This window comes from Streptomyces sp. NBC_01515 (assembly GCF_045040345.1).
GTDB lineage: Bacteria > Actinomycetota > Actinomycetes > Streptomycetales > Streptomycetaceae > Streptomyces.
Map to the genome: position 1 here is coordinate 4,245,538 of NZ_CP109416.1, position 16,725 is coordinate 4,262,262.

Here is a 16,725-nt window from a genome sequence, read left to right on the forward strand (position 1 = left end):
ATTAAACGCCGTCCTGGACGTCCAGGACCGAGGCGAGGGCGGCGTCGAAGCCGGAGGCCCTGGCCGCGCCGGCCGTCGGGTCCTGCTGGCGGACGTCGATGACATGGCCGGTCAGCTCGGACAGCAGCACGTCGAGCGAGGTGCGGGCCACGGCCTCGGAGGACAGCAGCGTGCCGGTGGGCTCCTGGCCGAAGGCCTTGGTGCGCATCGGGGTGGCGGTGCGCTCCGGGTTGATGCAGTTCACGCGGATGCCGTCGCCGGCCCACTCGTCCGACAGGGCCTGCGTGAGGTTCACCATCGCGGCCTTGGTCGAGGAGTACAGGCTGTACTCGGCGCGACCGCGGGTGTAGCTGCTGGAGGTGTAGAGCAGCAGCTGGCCCTTGGTCTCGGCCAGGTACTTGTACGCGGAACGGGCGATCTGCACCGGCGCCAGGTAGTTGACCTTCAGCGCCTCCTCGATCGTCGCGTTGTCCGTCTCGGCCAGCTTGCCGATGCGCAGGACGCCCGCGGTGTTGATGACGTAGTCGATGCGCCCGGTCTCGCCGTACGCCTTGGACAGCGCGTCGTCGACCTCCTCGGGGTTCTCGACGTGCGTGCCGGTGGTCGAGCGGCCCAGCGCGTACACCGTGGCGCCGTAGCCCTCGGCGACCTCGGCGATGTCCTTGCCGATGCCGTACGAGCCGCCGAAGACGACCAGGGTCTTGCCGGTGAGCAGCTCGCGGTAGGCGGCCTCGTCGACCTGCTCGGGCGCGGCCGTGGAGGCGAGCTGGAAGAGCTTGTCGGCGATGAAGACGTCGACGGGCTGGGTGACCTTCATGTTGTACTCGTCGCCCGCGACGACGTGGATCGGCACGTCCGGCAGGTACCTGAGCACGACCGAACAGTCGTCCGTGGCCTGGAAGTTGGGATCACCGGCGGCGACCTCGTAGGCGCGGCGGATCGTGGACAGCTTGAACGCCTGGGGCGTCTGGCCGCGGCGCAGCCGGGAGCGGTCGGGGATCTCGGTGATGAACTCGCCGTCGTCGCCGTGGGTGCGGGTCACGATGATGGTGTCGGCGGACGGGATGGCCACGTCCACGGCCTGGAAGCGCTCCAGGGCGATCACGCAGTCGTCGATCACGCGCTGCGAGAGCAGGGGGCGCACGGCGTCGTGGAAGAGGACGTTGCGGTCCTCGCCCTCGGCCAGGCCCTCGCCGAGCGCGGCGATGGCGCGCTCGGTGGTCTCGTTCCGCGTCGAGCCGCCCTCGATGATCCGGGTGACCTTCTGGAAGCCGGCCTTGGCGACGATCTTCTCGATGTCCGGGACGTAGCCCGGCGCCATCAGGACGATGATGTCGTCGATCGAGTCGGCGTTCTCGAAGGTGGTCAGGGTGTGCTCGATGACTGCCTTGCCGGCGATCTTCAGCAGCTGCTTGGGGATCGAGAGACCCACCCGCTGGCCGGTACCGCCGGCCAGGATCACTGCGGTGGTGCGGGGCTTGGCTATGTGCGACACAGGTGACCTTGACCTACCTCGGGACAATGGGGGAACGCGCAAATGGTCCCACTCGCGGTTACCGCAGTGCAAGGCGAGTGACCTCCGCCGCATAGGTGCGCGACATCTGTCATTCATCTTGCACTGCTGGTGACCGGGCGATGACGGAACTCAGCGCCGCCGGAGCTTCTTCAGACAACGGTGACCGAGAACCCGTACGAGTTCCTTCGACGACGTCTGGTGGACCGTCCGCGCCTTCGCCGGCGCACTGTGCCGCACGGGCGCCGAGGCGGCCGCCGCGAGCGCCCCGTAGAGCGCCTGCGCGGCCACTTCGGGAGCGATCCGCGGCACCCCGGAGACCTCCCGCGCGGCCTCCGACCCGGCCTCCGGTACGGCCGAAAGCAGTGCCGTGTCCCCTACGACCCGTACGCCCGTGGCGGCGATGGTCCCGGCCATCTCGGCGCCGATCGCACCGGCCGCCTCGACCGCCCACCGGGGCGTGGTGATCTTCACGTCCTGCGGGGTCGGGCTGCACGCATTCTTCATATGCATGACCGCGCCGTTGCGCACGAGCTTGGAATACAGCTCGTCGGGGAGTCCATTGCCGCGGAATTCCACGTTGAGCTTCCGCAGCATTTCGGTCTCGGCGAGGGTGAGCGAACGGTTCGCCGCGTCCGGAACCGGCCGCAGGAGATGCGCGGGCAGCCCGAGCAGCGCTTCGAAGGTACGCAGCAGCCCGTCCCGGTCGCCGTCGTCGACCACGACGACGGTGACGCGCTCGGGCCCGACCACCCGGGCCCAGCGCTCGACCAGCCGGTCGTGCCGGTGCCGGCGCCAGAAGCTGGGGTTGGGCTGCTCGTACGGCGCCTTGCGGAGCATGTGCTCCAGCCAGTCGCCGTAGCCCATGCGCAGGCCGTTCTGCACGTACTGCTGCCACTGCGAGGGCATGATCCGCGCCAGTGGGCGCAGGGTGATCAGGATGTGCACGCGCTCGCCGCCGAGCTGCTCCACGATCCTGGCCAGCGTCTCGTCGTCCTGGGCGTCGGCGAAGAACTCGCTGCTGATCACCGAGGTGCGGTCGCCGGTGGCCCGTACGGCGTCGAGGAGGCGCGTCCAGTGTTTGTCGGTGGGCACGGTGTCGCCCATCATCGCGGGCCGGGCGCAGGCGGCGAGGGCCGCTTCCATCGGGTGCCTGCTGTGCGCGGGGAAGTCGACGCCGTGCGCGGGCATCGTGTCCTTCGCGGCGAACAGCGCGCCCTGGATGGCCGTGGTCCCGGTCTTGTGCGGGCCGATGTGCAGCAGCCGGGTACCGGCGGGCAGCGCTTCCTCAATACAGTCCGTCTCCATGGTTAACGGAAGGTAAGAGTTGTTCCTGAGTTTGACCTGAGAGGAGCCTGGGACACAGATGAGTCCCAGGCTCCCGCCACACAGGGTTCACAAACTTCTATACGACGCTGACGCCCGGGTCGTCCGACTCCACCCGGAGCGAGGCGTACGTGCTCGGTGTCGCCGTGGGCTTCAGCACGGTGTCCACGACTCTCACCTGCGCGTCGATGCCGTCCTTGCGGATGTCGAACAGGTGGTAGCCGCGGTGGGCGTCGATCACCTTCCAGTGCGGGTTGTCCGCCATCAGCGGGTCCCACTGGGCGTGGAAGGCGGCCTGGTCCTGGTCGCCGTTGCTGGAGATGGACGTGCCGACGAACTCGGCGCCGACGACGTCGGAGTCCGGATCGGCGAAGTCCTCTTTCAGATCGCTGATCATCGTGAGGTGCCGGTCGCCGCTGAGCACCACGGGGTTGCGGACCGACTTGAAGTCCTCCAGCAGGGCGTTGCGTTCGACCTGGTAGCCGTCCCAGGCGTCGTAGAACCACTGCTTGCCCGCGCCGAGCAGGATGTCCGTCTCGGCCATCATGATCTGCGAGGCGATGACGTTCCAGCGGGCGGGCGAGTGCCGCAGCCCGTGCAGCAGCCACGCCTTCTGTTCGGCGCCCATCATCGTCATCGCCGGGTCCTCGGCGCCGGCCTGCGTGGTGGCCTGGTCGCTGCGGAACTGCCGGGTGTCGAGGACGTTGAGCCGCATCAGGCGGCCGAATTCGAGCCGCCGGTACATCTGGATGTGCGGCCCGTTCGGCACGGCGCTCGCGCGCACCGGCATGTGCTCGTAGTACGCCTGGAAGGCCGCGGTCAGCCGCGCGACGAACGCGTCGTGCGACTGCTTGTCGGGGTCCTGCGGGACCTCCCCCGCCCAGTCGTTGTCGACCTCGTGGTCGTCGAAGGTCACGACCCAGGGGGTGTTGGCATGCATGGCCAGCAGATCCGGGTCGGTCCGGTACTGCGCGTACCGATTGCGGTATTGAACGAGGCTGTACGGCTCCCCGGTCCCCTCGTGCCGACGCGGCCCCCCGCCCGAAGGCGCCGACTCGTAGATGTAGTCACCGACGAAGAGCACGAAGTCGGGGTCCTGGGACAGCATGTCGGCGTACGGCGTGAAGTAGCCGTTCTGCCAGTTCTGGCAGGAGGCGAGCGCGACGCGCAGCCGGCCGCCGGAGCTGTTCGGGTGGGGCGCGGTACGGGTGCGGCCGGTGGCGGAGATCTGCCCGTCGACACGGAAGCGGTACCAGTAGTCACGGCCGGGGCGCAGTCCTCGTACGTCCACGTGAACGCTGTGCCCGTACTCGGACCGCGCGGGCGCGATGCCACGCCGTACGTGCTTTCCGAACCGCGCGTCCTCGGCGATCTCCCACTCCACAGGGACGACCTGATCCGGCATCCCACCCCCGTTGAGCGGGTCCGGGGCGAGCCGCGTCCACAGCACGATGCCGTCGGGCAACGGGTCCCCGGAGGCGATACCGAGACTGAACACCCCGTCGGGCAACGGGGTTTCGGCAGCCCGCGCGGAGGTCGGCAGCCAGAGCTGAGCGGAAGCGGCGGCCCCCAGCACCGCCGCGCCGGCCGCGAGAAAACGTCGTCGATCGGGTGATACGGCTCCGGTCATCGGTGAACTCCCTTGCGACGTTGGCCTCTTGGGTCACTTGGAAGCCTCACAGTGCGCGGAGTCCCGCCTGTTGAACAGTAAGTATCGCGTCCATGACAAATAAGCGCACAGCGAGAGACCCGTTACTCCGGGAGCAACGGGTCTCGGCCAGATTTGTTACGGGGGTGGATGATCTTGAGGCCGGACGGGGGACGGGGGTGTGGGTGCGTTGGGGGGCGGGGCGAGCGAGCGGCACGCCTGACGGACAGTCACCCCGCCGAGCCGCACGATCACCCCGCCCGCCGAACGCTCACCGCCCAGCCCCACTCCCCCGAACCCCACCCCGCCCCGTCCCTCAGAACGGCTTGAACTCGTTGAACTCCTCGGTCGCCTCGTCCCGCTCCGCCTGGTTGTCGCGGCGCCGCTGTGCCGCCGGGCGCGGGGCCTCGAAGCGGTGGTCCTCGCCACGCCGGCCGAGCATCTCCGCGCCGGCCATCACCGTCGGCTCCCAGTCGAAGACGACCGCGTTGTCCTCGGGGCCGATCGCGACGCCGTCGCCGGAGCGGGCGCCCGCCTTCATCAGGGACTGCTCCACGCCGAGGCGGTTGAGGCGGTCGGCGAGGTAGCCGACGGCCTCGTCGTTGCTGAAGTCGGTCTGGCGGACCCAGCGTTCGGGCTTCTCGCCGCGCACACGGAAGAGGCCGTCCTCCTCCTGTACGACGGTGAAGCCGCTGTCGTCGACCGCCTTCGGGCGGATGACGATCCGGGTCGCCTCCTCCTGCGGCTTCGCGGCACGCGACGCGGCGATCAACTCCGCGAGCGCGAAGGAGAGTTCGCGCAGTCCCGTGTGTGCCACCGCCGACACCTCGAAGACGCGGTAGCCGCGCGCCTCCAGGTCCGGCCGCACCATCTCGGCCAGGTCCTTGCCGTCCGGTACGTCGATCTTGTTCAGGACGACCATGCGCGGACGCCGGTCGAGACCGCCGTACTGCTTCAGCTCCTCCTCGATCGTGTCGAGGTCGGAGATCGGGTCGCGCTCGGACTCCAGCGTCGCCGTGTCCAGGACGTGCACGAGCACGCTGCAGCGCTCCACGTGGCGCAGGAACTCCAGGCCGAGGCCCTTGCCCTGGCTCGCGCCGGGGATGAGGCCGGGGACGTCGGCGATCGTGTAGACCGTCTCGCCGGCCGTCACCACGCCGAGGTTCGGGACGAGGGTGGTGAAGGGGTAGTCGGCGATCTTCGGCTTGGCCGCGCTCAGCACGGAGATCAGCGAGGACTTGCCGGCGCTCGGGTAGCCGACCAGGGCCACGTCGGCGACCGTCTTCAGCTCCAGGACGATGTCCTGGAGGTCACCGGGGACGCCGAGGAGTGCGAAGCCCGGCGCCTTGCGGCGGGCCGAGGCCAGCGCCGCGTTGCCGAGACCGCCCCGGCCGCCCTGCGCGGCGATGTACGAGGTGCCGTGGCCGACCAGGTCGGCGAGCACATTGCCCGCGCCGTCCATCACGACCGTGCCGTCCGGCACCGGCAGGACCAGGTCCGTGCCGTCCTTGCCGGAGCGGTTGCCGCCCTCGCCGGGCTTGCCGTTGGTGGCCTTGCGGTGCGGGGAGTGGTGGTAGTCGAGCAGCGTGGTCACGGACTGGTCGACGATGAGGGTGACATCCCCACCCCTTCCGCCGTTGCCGCCGTCCGGGCCGCCGAGCGGCTTGAACTTCTCACGGTGGACGGAGGCACAGCCGTGGCCTCCGTTACCCGCGGCGACATGCAGCTCGACGCGGTCCACGAAGGTGGTCATGGGATGTGCCTCCAGTTACGTACAAGAAAGTCTTAGGGGCGCAGCTACGTGCTGCTACCAGTAGAAACACGCGAAAGGCGGACCCGCTTCCCGGAAGGGAAGTGAGGTCCGCCTCGCGAAAGCTTCCGATCAGTTGCCTGAATCAGCTACCTGATGTCTCAGGCGACCGGAACGATGTTCACGACCTTGCGGCCACGGTGCGTACCGAACTCCACCGCACCGGCGTTCAGCGCGAACAGCGTGTCGTCGCCGCCACGGCCGACGCCCGAACCGGGGTGGAAGTGGGTGCCGCGCTGGCGGACCAGGATCTCACCAGCGTTGACGACCTGACCGCCGAAGCGCTTCACGCCGAGCCGCTGGGCATTGGAGTCGCGACCGTTCCGGGTGGACGATGCGCCCTTCTTGTGTGCCATGTCTCCTCAGTCCCTTACTTCGCAGCCGCGGGGATCTCAGTGACCTTGATCGCCGTGTACTGCTGGCGGTGGCCCTGACGACGGCGGTAGCCGGTCTTGTTCTTGTAGCGAAGGATGTCGATCTTGACGCCCTTGTGGTGGTCCACGATCTCGGCCTGGACCTTGATGCCGGCCAGCACCCACGGGTCGCTGGTCACAGCGTCGCCGTCGACAACGAGCAGGGTCGAGAGCTCGACCGTGTCGCCAACCTTGGCAGTGGAAATCTTGTCAACCTCAACGATGTCGCCGACAGCAACCTTGTGCTGGCGACCACCGCTGCGCACGATGGCGTACACGCTGATCTCACTCTCTAGCTCAGGGACGGCACCCCCGCAGTCCAGCCGCCCTGCAGAGCAGACGGCCTCTCCCGGCGGAACACGCCCGGGAGGAAAAGGTTTACGGGGATGTGGCGTGCCACCAGTGGACACGCCGACAGTCAAGGTTACGGGGCCGCAGCCGAACGGGTCAAACCGGGCCCGGTGGAGAGTGCGGCCGGTCACATGGACCAGCCGCACCCGCCCGGGGTTCAGCCCTCGTCGGTGGAGGCGGTGACGGAGGACGGGTTCGTCTGCTCCGCCGCCGCGGTCTTCTTCGACGTGGTCTTGGCGGCCTTCTTGGCCGTCGTCTTCTTCGCGGCCGTCTTCTTGGCCGCGGTCTTGGTCGCCGCCGTCTTCTTGGCAGCCACCTTCTTCGCGGGGGCCTTCTTGGCGGCCTTGCGAGCGGCCGTCTTCTTGGCCGGAGCCTCGACCTCGGCATCGGCCTCGACGGCTGCCTCGGCAACCGGGGCCTCCTCCACCACGGCCGACGGTACGACCGTCACGGCCGCCTCCTCGGACGCGGTGGGCGCGGTCGCCTTGCGCACGGCACGACGCCGGGGGCGGGCCGGAGCCGCGCTCTCGACGGGCGCCTCGGGCTGCTCGACGGGCGCGGGCGCCTCGACGACGACCGGCGCGGCGGCCTCGGTGACCGTCACGACGGCGGCCTCCTCGGACCCGGCGGGCGAACCGGCGGGCGCGGTCGCCTTACGGGTCGCACGACGGCGCGTACGCCCCTTGGGCGCGGCATCGTCGACCACCGGAGCCTCGACGACCGGCGCGGACACCGGGATCTCCTCAACCGCGGGAGCCTCGACGACCGGGTCCTCCACGGCGACGGGCGCGGCCTGCGCGACAGCGGCCGGCTCGGCCTCCTCACGCACCTCGCGCGACTGCCGCTCGCCCCTCGGCGCACCGGCCGGAGCCGACGCCCGCCGGCTCGTCCGGCGCCGCGAACGCCCACCACGGGTGGCCGCGGCCTCCGCCTCGGCGGCGCTGCTGTACAGGTCCTCGTCGGGCCGGAACTCGGGCTCGGCGAACGGCACCGGCGTGGCGACCTCGGCGGCGACCTCCGCCTCGGTCTCGACCTCGTCGTCGGCCACCTCGTGCTCGTGGTCGTGCTCGTGCGTGTCGTGGACGTCCTGCCCGTTCCCGTCACCGCCGCGCCCGCGCCGCTTGCGCTTGCCGCCGCCACCGACCGAGGTCGGCTGCTCCATGTGCACGATGACACCGCGGCCGTTGCAGTGGACGCAGGTCTCGGAGAAGGACTCCAACAGGCCCTGTCCGACGCGCTTACGGGTCATCTGGACCAGGCCGAGCGAGGTGACCTCGGCGACCTGGTGCTTCGTACGGTCGCGGCCCAGGCATTCGAGCAGGCGCCGCAGGACCAGGTCCCGGTTGGACTCCAGGACCATGTCGATGAAGTCGATGACGACGATGCCGCCCAGGTCGCGCAGCCGCAGCTGGCGCACGATCTCCTCGGCCGCCTCCAGGTTGTTCCTGGTCACGGTCTCTTCGAGGTTGCCGCCCTGACCGGTGAACTTGCCGGTGTTGACGTCGATCACGATCATCGCTTCGGTCTTGTCGATGACCAGCGAACCGCCGCTGGGCAGCCAGACCTTGCGGTCCAGCGCCTTCATCAGCTGCTCGTCGATGCGGTACGTCGCGAAGACGTCGACCTCGGAGGTCCAGCGGGAGAGCCGGTCGGCGAGGTCGGGGGCGACGTGCGCGACGTAGCCGTGGATGGTGTCCCACGCCTCGTCGCCACTGACGATGACCTTGGTGAAGTCCTCGTTGAAGATGTCGCGCACGACGCGGACGGTCATGTCCGGCTCGCCGTACAGCAGCGTCGGCGCGTTCGAGCCGCCGCCGCTCTTCGCCTTCTTCTGGATGTCCTCCCACTGTGCCTGGAGGCGCTCGACGTCGCGGCTCAGCTCGTCCTCGCTCGCGCCCTCGGCCGCGGTGCGCACGATGACGCCCGCGTCCTCGGGGACGATCTTCTTGAGGATGGTCTTCAGCCGGGCCCGCTCGGTGTCGGGCAGCTTGCGGCTGATGCCGGTCATGGAACCCTCGGGGACGTACACGAGGTAGCGCCCCGGGAGGGAGACCTGGCTGGTCAGACGTGCGCCCTTGTGCCCGATCGGGTCCTTGGTGACCTGCACGAGGACCGACTGGCCGGACTTGAGGGCGGACTCGATGCGGCGCGGCCCGTTGGCCATGCCGAGCGCCTCGAAGTTGACCTCACCGGCGTACAGGACGGCGTTGCGCCCCTTGCCGATGTCGATGAACGCGGCCTCCATGGAGGGCAGCACGTTCTGGACCTTGCCCAGGTAGACGTTGCCGACGTACGAGGTCGACTGCTCCTTGTTGACGTAGTGCTCGACGAGCACGCCGTCCTCCAGGACGCCGATCTGCGTGCGCTCACCGCTCTGCCGGACGACCATCACGCGCTCGACGGCCTCGCGGCGGGCCAGGAACTCCGCCTCGGTGATGATCGGGACGCGCCGGCGCCCCTGCTCGCGGCCTTCACGGCGACGCTGCTTCTTGGCCTCCAGCCGCGTCGAACCCTTGATGGACTGCACCTCGTCGCTCGGGTGCTCGTCCTTCTTGGCGCGCGGCTCGCGGACCTTGACGACGGTGCGCTCGGGGTCGTCGGCCGACGCGGGCGTCTCGCTCTCGCCGCCCGAGTCACCGGCGCGACGACGCCGACGGCGCCTACGACGGCTGCTGCTGGACCCGGAACCGCCCTGGTCGTCGTCCGCCTCCTCGGCGTCCTCCTCGACCTGCTCGGCGGTGTCCTCGGAGTCCTGCGCGGCCTGCTCGGCGGCGTACTCCTCGTTGTCGTCGCCCTCGTCCTCGCCGGTGGCGGACTCGCCACGGCGACGACGGCGGCCACCACGGCGACGGCGGCGGCGCGACCCGGTCTCCTCGGCCTCGTCACCGTCGGCGGAGTCCTCGGCCTCGTCGGCCTCTTCGGGCTCCTCCTCGACCACGACAGCCTCGACGGCGGCGGGCGCCTCGGGCTCGGCCTCGAAGGCGGCACCCCGGCGACGACGCCGACGACGCCCGCCGGTCTCCTCCTCGACAACCTCCACGGCCACGGGCTCCGCTACGACGACGACTTCTTCCTCGTCGTCCTCCACGGCCTCGGCGGCAGCGGCTGCCGCGGCCCGCTCCGGGGTCTGGAACATCGGCTCGGTGAAGACGGGCGCCTGGAACACGGCCACCGCGGGCCGCCTCGGCCGACGCGGTCCGTCCTCGTCCTCGGCACTGTTCCCGTTCTTGGGCGCGGGCGCGGAGAACCCGCCGGCGGCGGTCCGCACGGCCCGGCGCCGACGTCGCGGCCCGGAGTCCTCGGCGGGAACCTCGGCAGCGGTGTTCGTCTCCGCGGTGTCCGCGGTGGTCTCGTCGTTCACAGGGGCCTCCTCGCCCACGGGCGTCCCGGCAGGCGCGGACACACGGCGCGTGGCGCGACGACGGCTCCGACGCGGAGCGGCATCCTCATCGGACGCGGCAGCCGCGGAACCTTCGGTCACTTCTTCGGTCACTGAGGTCACTGCGGTGGCTTCAACGCTCTCGGCCTGGGCCGCCTCGGGCGCACCGGCGGGTGCCGACACCTTCCGAGTGGCACGCCGACGCGTACGCCCAGCGGGCGCAGCGGCCTCTTCCTCCACGACAGCCTCTACGGCGGCGGGCGCCTCGGCGACGACAGGCGCGGCCTCGGGCTCCTCCACCGGCTCGGCCACGGCAGCCGGGGCAACGGTCTCGGGCGCGGTCACCCGGCGCGTGGCACGACGACGGCCGCGCCGCGGAGCGGCGTCCTCGTCGGGCACGGCAGCCGGCGCGGTCTCCTCGACGGCGGCGGGCGCGGCGGCGGCAACGGCCGGCACCACGATCTCGGCCGCCTCGGGCACCTCAATCGCCTCGGGCGCACCGGCGGGCGCGGACACCCGCCGAGTGGCACGCCGACGCGTACGCCCGGCGGGCGCGGCTTCCTCTGTGGCAGCAGGAGCTTCGGCAGTCACCTCGGTCGCAGCGGCCTCAAGGGGCGCGCTGACCTCGACGCTCTCGTCCTGCTTCTCGTCGCTCACCTCGGCCGGTATGGCCGGAGCGCTGTTCTCGACCGCGCCCTCGGCGGCGGTCGGCGGTCCCGCTGGGCGAGACGCGGCGCGGCGCCTACGGCGCGGCGGCAGCGTGTCGCTCGGGGTGTTGAGTTCGGAACCCTCGGTGGGTTCGGTCGGTTCGAGCATGCGGGCGTTTCTCCCGTCAGGCTCCCGGGCGCCGCGCCTGGTCCGGCAGGGATGCCGGTGACGTCCGCGGCTCGCGCGTTGCGCGGTGCCGCCGTCCGGGGCGCGGGCGCCGCACGGGAGCTCTCTGTGTCCTGTCTCGCCGGTTCCGTACGCCCAGATGCGGACGGCCTGGCGAAAGTCTTGTGGTCGGTACGCTGCCCGACCCAGGTGGCTCCCGAGTCCGAGGGCGGCGCTACGACATCGGTCCCTGCGCGGAACCTTCCCTACGCCGGTGCCTTCGCGGCGGCAGCTTCGGCGACCGGTGGATTCCCGGTCACTACTGCCTCGCGGTCGGGCGCGAGCGGGTCGGTCACCGTGCCGGTCTCTTCATCGAACAGCCCCTGCGCCAGCCTGGTCACCGCTGCGGCGACCGGCGGCGCCAGGTCGGCCACGGCGCGAAGACCGGACAGGACGTCGTCGGGTCGAACGGCAGGCGTCACGTGCCGAACAACCAACCGGAGTATCGCACAGGCCTGGTCGGTAGGCCTATCAGCCTGTGGACGAAGCGTCTCAAGATGCGCTACGGCGGGTCGGGCGTCGAACGTCCGCATGCCGTTCTTGGCCATGCGCTGGACCTCGACGCTCTCGGCCGCGTTGAACGCGGCCACCGCGCGCTCGGCGTCCTCGGGCGCCACCCCGTCCAGCCGCAGCTCCCACACGGAAGCCGTGAGCCGGTCGGCAAGCCCGGAGGTCCGGGCCTCGACCGCGTCGATGATGTCGAGGCCCACGGGCATCGACTCGTCGAGCAGCTCGCGCAGCTTGTCGGGGTCGCGCTCGGCGGTGAGCGCGATCTCCAGGTATTCCGCCTCACTGCCCGTGCCGGTGGGTGCGGCATTGGCGTACGACACCTTCGGATGCGGCGTGAACCCCGCCGAGTACGCCATCGGCACCTCGGCGCGGCGCAGCGCACGCTCGAAGGCGCGCTGGAAGTCTCGGTGGCTGGTGAACCGGAGGCGACCGCGCTTGGTGTAGCGCAGTCGGATGCGCTGCACCGCGGGTGCGGGCGGCGGGCCTTCGGGCTGTCGCTTGCCCAGTGTCCTAGTCCTTCGTGAGAACGGTCGTACTTCTACCAAGAGTACGTGTGTCGTCGCTCATCGGTTCCCGCAGCTCCACCGGTTCCGGCTGCCGAGGCTCGCCGAAGACCATCCGCCGGAAGTCGGCACGGGCCTGCCGGGCGGACTCGCGCGCGGCGGCCAGCACCTGCCGGGTGACCCGTCCCACAGCGCGCGCGGCCTCGGCGGCGGGCCGCAGCACCAGGTCCCGTACGACGTGTCCGACCGGGGTGAGGAGCGTCCGGTACACCCAGCTCACGGGCTCGACGAAGATCCACCGGAAGAGGGTCCCGAGCACCCGCCCGACGGCGAGCGAGATGTGCCCGGCGATCCGCCAGGCGTGCCCGAGCGCGTCCCAGACCTCCCGCCCGACGACGGCGAGCACGCGCCCGACGGGTGTCAGCACCCAGCGCCAGAGGGCGATCGCGGGCAGGACGAGCAGAATCCGGGCCGCCCAGTACAGGACGACACCGATCCCCGTACCGAGCGCCCTCACCAACCACAGAAGCCCCCGCCCGCACCAGGCGATCGCGTGCCCAACCGGCGTGAGGACCCACGCGTACAGCCACCCGGCGGGCACGACGAGCAGATACCGCCCGAGCCAGGCCACTCCGGCGGCCACCCCGCCGACGACCCACGCCACCCCGGCGGCCACCCCGTTGACCACCCACGCGCACGCGTGCCCGACGGGAGTGAGCACGCGCGCGTAGACCCACGCCAGCCCGCCCCCGATCCGCCGGGCGACCCAGGCGAGGCCGTGCCCGACCGGGGTGAACACATACCGGTACAGCCAGACGAGCGGCACGACGACAAAGAGGTTGGCGAGCCACCCGAGCGCCTTGGCGAGCGGCACGACGACGTACCGCCACAGCGCCACCCACGGCCACACGAACACCGCGCGTGCCAGCGGCCGCAGCACGGTCCGGTACAGGAACCGCCCGCCGACCACCAGCCCGTCCCACACCAGCCGCACCGGCACGACCAGCACGAGGACGACGATCCGCACCGGGACACGGATCGCGACGGCGAGACATCCCTCGGGCGACCGCGGCGACGGCCGCGCGGGCGGCTTCTCGAATTTCCTGGGGGCGTCCATACCGGGCAAGACGCCTCAGCTCCCCGTCCGGGTCCGGATCCAGTACCGCAATTTCCCGTCCCGCTCGTCCTCGAACTCCCCGCCACCGGCCTCGATCACCTTGCGGGACGCGATGTTGGTGGCATCACAGGTCACGAGGACCGGATCCAGGCCGAGTTCACGAGCGTACGGCAGCACGTCACGGAGCATCGCGGTCGCGTGCCCGCGGCGACGGGCGCCCGGCCGGACGCCGTAGCCGATGTGGCCGCCGTAGTCGAGGAGCCACTGGGTGAGGCGGTGCCGTATCTGGATCCGGCCGAGGTAGGTGTCGCCGTCGACGTACCAGTACCAGGTGTTCGGCACGAAGCCCTCGGGCCGGCGGCCGTCCTCCGACTCCTCCTCGCGCACCGACTCCACGTACCGCGCGAACCCGGCCGGCTGCCGCCAGCTGCTGCCGTGCTCCCGCAGTTCACGCGCGAGCGTGCCGCCGAAGAAGTCGTCCTCGACGACGTGCTCGTACACGGCGTCCAGGAAGGAGACCCGGAACCGGGCGTCGGGCAGGATCAGTTCAGGCATCGGTCAAGGGTAGGGGGCGCTGCGGCAGACACGGGCGTGCAGGAGCCGGGGCGAGGGGGCGAAGCCGCGGCGGGCGTACGCCCGGATCGCCCGGGGCGAGGAGTGGACGGTGACGCGTTCGAGCCCGAGGTCCTGAGCGCGGGCCAGCACGGCTTCCACCAGCCGTCCGCCGACACCGCCGTCGCGCTCGCCGGGGACCACGTACACGCACTGCAGATCACCGCTGGCCCGCCGCAGAGCCCGCGGACTCGGCACCCGTTGGACCACGGCCAGCCACGCCATCCCGATGAGCACGCCGTCCCGTACGACGACCATGCACCGGTGTGAACTCCCGTGCTCCGCGGCCCGGTCGACGAAGTGCCGGACGAACTCCTCGCGGGTGGTGACGGGTTGGTCCCCGTTCTCCAGGATCCAGCGCCACCGGAGCCCCGCGACGACGTCCAGCCGGCGGGTTCGGCGGGGCGGATCGTGATGTCGTCCACCCGTGCATTGTGCGGCAGTTCAGCGGTCGTCGGCAGGGGGCGCCAGCAGCGCGTCGACGATCTCCCGCAGCGGCGCGGCCAGTTGGTCGGCGGTCGCGTCACGCAGGGGGCGGAGGCCTACGGCGGACCGTACGACGGCGACGCCGACGCCGAGCGCGACGAGGAGTTCCGCGCGCAGCAGCCGTTCGTCGTCCTCCCCCGCCGGGCCCTCGCCGGACGCTTCGAGGATCTGGCGGCTGAACTCGTCCAGGGCCTTGCGGCGCAGGGCGTCCACGCGTTCGTCGCCGGAGCCGCGCAGCAGCATCAGGACGGGGTGTTCGCCGAACTCCGGCCAGGCACCGGCGGACAGTTGGTGACTGAGCGCCTCGGCGAGACCGGCCCGGTCGCGCGGGAACTCCTCATCTCGGCCCAGGAACCGGGGAGTTGAGGCCAGGGCCGCCTTGAACAGCCCCTCCTTCGAGTCGAAGTACCGCTTGATGAGCGCCAGGTTGACCCCGACGTCGGCGGCGACGTCCCGCAACGTCGTGCGGTCGTACCCGAGTCGGGTGAACCGGCTGCTCGCGGCCTCCAGCAGCGCCTGCCGGGTCGCCGCGGCGTCCCGCCGCCGGGGTCCGTCGTCCTCGTTCACGTCACCCGTCACCACCGGCGACCTCCCTCACCCAGCTCAAGTAATCACTCGTTGACATGACTACAGGGCATGGTTACGTTAGGCAAGTAATCACCTGATGACTTAGTGACCGAGCACTCAGCTCGCGGAAGGACCCCGGTGTCCGAGCAAGCACTCCTCGTCATGGACGTCCAGCGCGTGATCGTGGACCGTTACCCCGACCCGGCCTACCTGCCGCGCCTGCGCAAGGCGATCGAGGCGGCCCGCGCGAACGGCGTCCGCGTGATCTACGTGACCGTCGGGTTCCGCCCCGGCGCCCCGGAGATCAGCCCCCGCAACAAGCTGTTCGGCAGGCTCGCGGGCTCCCCCGCGTCGGCCGCCGCGACCCAGGCCAACGAGATTCACCCGGACGTGGCCCCCGAACCCGGCGACATCCTCGTCACCAAGCGCCGCGTCAGCGCGTTCGCGGGCAGTGACCTCGACATGGTCCTGCGGGCGAACGACATCGCCCACCTGGTCCTGACGGGCATCGCCACCAGCGGCGTCGTCCTGTCCACCCTCCGCCAGGCCGCCGACCTGGACTTCACCCTCACCGTCCTGTCCGACGCCTGCCTCGACAACGACCCGGAGGTCCACCGCGTCCTCACGGAGAAGGTGTTCCCGATGCAGGCGGAGGTGACGACGGTGGCGGACTGGGTGGCCGCCGCGCGCTGACCCCCTCCACCAACACCCGTCAGCCCGGCCGGAGTTCAGCCCTGTGCCGTGGGCCTGACGACGATCTCGTTGACGTCGACCTCCGCGGGCTGGTTGACGGCGTAGACGATCGCCTCGCCGATCGCCGTCGCGGGGATCGCGATGCCCATCATGTCCTCGGTGGCCGCGCGCATACCCAAGTCGCCGATGCTGTCGGTCAGTTCGGTACGGGTGAAGCCGGGGCTGACCACGGTGACGCGCAGGTCGCGGCTCTCCTGCCGTAGGCCTTCGGAGATGGCGCGGACGGCGTACTTGGTGGCGCAGTAGACGGCCGCGGTGGGGTCGACGCGGTGCCCGGCGACGGAGGCGACGTTCACGATGTGCCCCGCGCCCTGCTCGCGCATGACGGGCAGCACCGCGGCGATGCCGTGCAGGACACCGCGGATGTTCACGTCGATCATGCGGTTCCACTCGTCGACCTTCAGGGCCTCCAGCATCGCCAGGGGCATCACGCCCGCGTTGTTGACGAGCACGTCGACCCGGCCGTACGACTCCCGCGCGGCCCGGACGAAGTCCCGCACGCTCTCCAGGTCCGTCACGTCCAGCTCGCGGTGGTCGGCCGTGCCGCCGTCCGCCCGGATCTCCTTGACGACGGCCGCGAGGCGGTCGGCGCGCCGGGCACCGAGGAACACCCGGTGCCCCGCCCCGGCCAGCAGCCGGGCCGTGGCCTCGCCGATACCGCTGCTCGCGCCGGTGATCAGGACGACCTTGCCGGTACGGGACGTGGACTGGACGGTGGTGGCGGTCATGAGGAGCCCTTCGGAGAAACGTGATCCGCGCGGCAGCCGTCTACCGCACCCTCCGAGCATCGACGGGATCGGCCCGATGAGGCAGGACAAGGCTTCCGGGGTGTGCCACTCCTAGGAAGCGGGGAGCCGGAAGCGG

General features: G+C 70.8%; 14 protein-coding genes. 1 reads left to right on the forward strand and 13 read right to left on the reverse strand.

All coding sequences use genetic code 11. The annotated features are described in order from the left end of the window. Window position 1: 1 nt before the first annotated feature. From OG407_RS18795 to OG407_RS18850, 12 genes are all read right to left on the reverse strand, one after another. On the reverse strand, window positions 2-1,495 hold the full coding sequence (locus tag OG407_RS18795; RefSeq protein WP_328683378.1) for a bifunctional cytidylyltransferase/SDR family oxidoreductase: 1,494 nt from the start codon (window positions 1,493-1,495) through the stop codon (window positions 2-4). A 150-nt stretch (window positions 1,496-1,645) separates the two neighbouring features. Next, a complete protein-coding gene (locus OG407_RS18800) occupies window positions 1,646-2,821 on the reverse strand; it encodes a hypothetical protein (RefSeq protein WP_405859487.1) in 1,176 nt (391 codons plus the stop codon). A 97-nt stretch (window positions 2,822-2,918) separates the two neighbouring features. Beyond that, the gene (locus OG407_RS18805) at window positions 2,919-4,469 is read right to left on the reverse strand and encodes an alkaline phosphatase D family protein (protein WP_405859489.1); all 1,551 of its coding nucleotides are present in this window, start codon (window positions 4,467-4,469) and stop codon (window positions 2,919-2,921) included. A 334-nt stretch (window positions 4,470-4,803) separates the two neighbouring features. Next, window positions 4,804-6,240, reverse strand: coding sequence for a GTPase ObgE (gene obgE / locus OG407_RS18810; protein ID WP_403587877.1), 1,437 nt, complete (start codon window positions 6,238-6,240; stop codon window positions 4,804-4,806). Between the two features lie 158 nt (window positions 6,241-6,398). Further along, on the reverse strand, window positions 6,399-6,653 hold the full coding sequence (rpmA, locus tag OG407_RS18815) for a 50S ribosomal protein L27 (RefSeq protein ID WP_019063244.1): 255 nt from the start codon (window positions 6,651-6,653) through the stop codon (window positions 6,399-6,401). 14 nt (window positions 6,654-6,667) lie between these two features. Further along, window positions 6,668-6,988: a 50S ribosomal protein L21 gene (rplU, locus tag OG407_RS18820; RefSeq protein ID WP_006374708.1), complete on the reverse strand. Its 321-nt coding sequence runs from the start codon at window positions 6,986-6,988 to the stop codon at window positions 6,668-6,670. A 230-nt stretch (window positions 6,989-7,218) separates the two neighbouring features. Continuing rightward, a complete protein-coding gene (locus OG407_RS18825; RefSeq protein ID WP_405859491.1) occupies window positions 7,219-11,256 on the reverse strand; it encodes an Rne/Rng family ribonuclease in 4,038 nt (1,345 codons plus the stop codon). Window positions 11,257-11,519: 263 nt separating this feature from the next. Then, a complete protein-coding gene (locus OG407_RS18830; protein ID WP_329350894.1) occupies window positions 11,520-12,287 on the reverse strand; it encodes a TIGR03936 family radical SAM-associated protein in 768 nt (255 codons plus the stop codon). Between the two features lie 46 nt (window positions 12,288-12,333). Further along, the gene (locus OG407_RS18835; RefSeq protein ID WP_405868481.1) at window positions 12,334-13,443 is read right to left on the reverse strand and encodes a hypothetical protein; all 1,110 of its coding nucleotides are present in this window, start codon (window positions 13,441-13,443) and stop codon (window positions 12,334-12,336) included. 15 nt (window positions 13,444-13,458) lie between these two features. Beyond that, complete coding sequence (locus OG407_RS18840) at window positions 13,459-13,998, reverse strand: GNAT family N-acetyltransferase (protein WP_405859494.1); 540 nt, start codon at window positions 13,996-13,998, stop codon at window positions 13,459-13,461. A 3-nt stretch (window positions 13,999-14,001) separates the two neighbouring features. Continuing rightward, a complete protein-coding gene (locus OG407_RS18845) occupies window positions 14,002-14,313 on the reverse strand; it encodes a GNAT family N-acetyltransferase (RefSeq protein WP_405859496.1) in 312 nt (103 codons plus the stop codon). Window positions 14,314-14,499: 186 nt separating this feature from the next. Continuing rightward, on the reverse strand, window positions 14,500-15,120 hold the full coding sequence (locus OG407_RS18850; protein WP_405859498.1) for a TetR/AcrR family transcriptional regulator: 621 nt from the start codon (window positions 15,118-15,120) through the stop codon (window positions 14,500-14,502). A 126-nt stretch (window positions 15,121-15,246) separates the two neighbouring features. Here OG407_RS18850 and OG407_RS18855 point away from each other — a divergent pair, with 126 nt between their 5' ends. Then, a complete protein-coding gene (locus OG407_RS18855) occupies window positions 15,247-15,801 on the forward strand; it encodes a cysteine hydrolase family protein (RefSeq protein ID WP_405859500.1) in 555 nt (184 codons plus the stop codon). A gap of 35 nt (window positions 15,802-15,836) precedes the next feature. Here OG407_RS18855 and OG407_RS18860 read toward each other — a convergent pair whose 3' ends face one another. Then, a complete protein-coding gene (locus tag OG407_RS18860) occupies window positions 15,837-16,589 on the reverse strand; it encodes an SDR family oxidoreductase (RefSeq protein ID WP_403587894.1) in 753 nt (250 codons plus the stop codon). Window positions 16,590-16,725 lie beyond the last annotated feature (136 nt).

Excerpts from the sequence above, each read along its gene's own strand:
- OG407_RS18825 (WP_405859491.1), bottom strand. The coding sequence starts at position 11,256 with ATGCTCGAACCGACCGAACCCACCGAGGGTTCCGAACTCAACACCCCG.
- rpmA (WP_019063244.1), bottom strand. The coding sequence starts at position 6,653 with ATGGCACACAAGAAGGGCGCATCGTCCACCCGGAACGGTCGCGACTCC.
- OG407_RS18835 (WP_405868481.1), bottom strand. The coding sequence starts at position 13,443 with ATGGACGCCCCCAGGAAATTCGAGAAGCCGCCCGCGCGGCCGTCGCCG.
- OG407_RS18840 (WP_405859494.1), bottom strand. The coding sequence starts at position 13,998 with ATGCCTGAACTGATCCTGCCCGACGCCCGGTTCCGGGTCTCCTTCCTG.
- OG407_RS18860 (WP_403587894.1), bottom strand. The coding sequence starts at position 16,589 with ATGACCGCCACCACCGTCCAGTCCACGTCCCGTACCGGCAAGGTCGTC.
- OG407_RS18845 (WP_405859496.1), bottom strand. The coding sequence starts at position 14,313 with ATGGTCGTCGTACGGGACGGCGTGCTCATCGGGATGGCGTGGCTGGCC.
- obgE (WP_403587877.1), bottom strand. The coding sequence starts at position 6,240 with ATGACCACCTTCGTGGACCGCGTCGAGCTGCATGTCGCCGCGGGTAAC.
- OG407_RS18805 (WP_405859489.1), bottom strand. The coding sequence starts at position 4,469 with ATGACCGGAGCCGTATCACCCGATCGACGACGTTTTCTCGCGGCCGGC.
- OG407_RS18800 (WP_405859487.1), bottom strand. The coding sequence starts at position 2,821 with ATGGAGACGGACTGTATTGAGGAAGCGCTGCCCGCCGGTACCCGGCTG.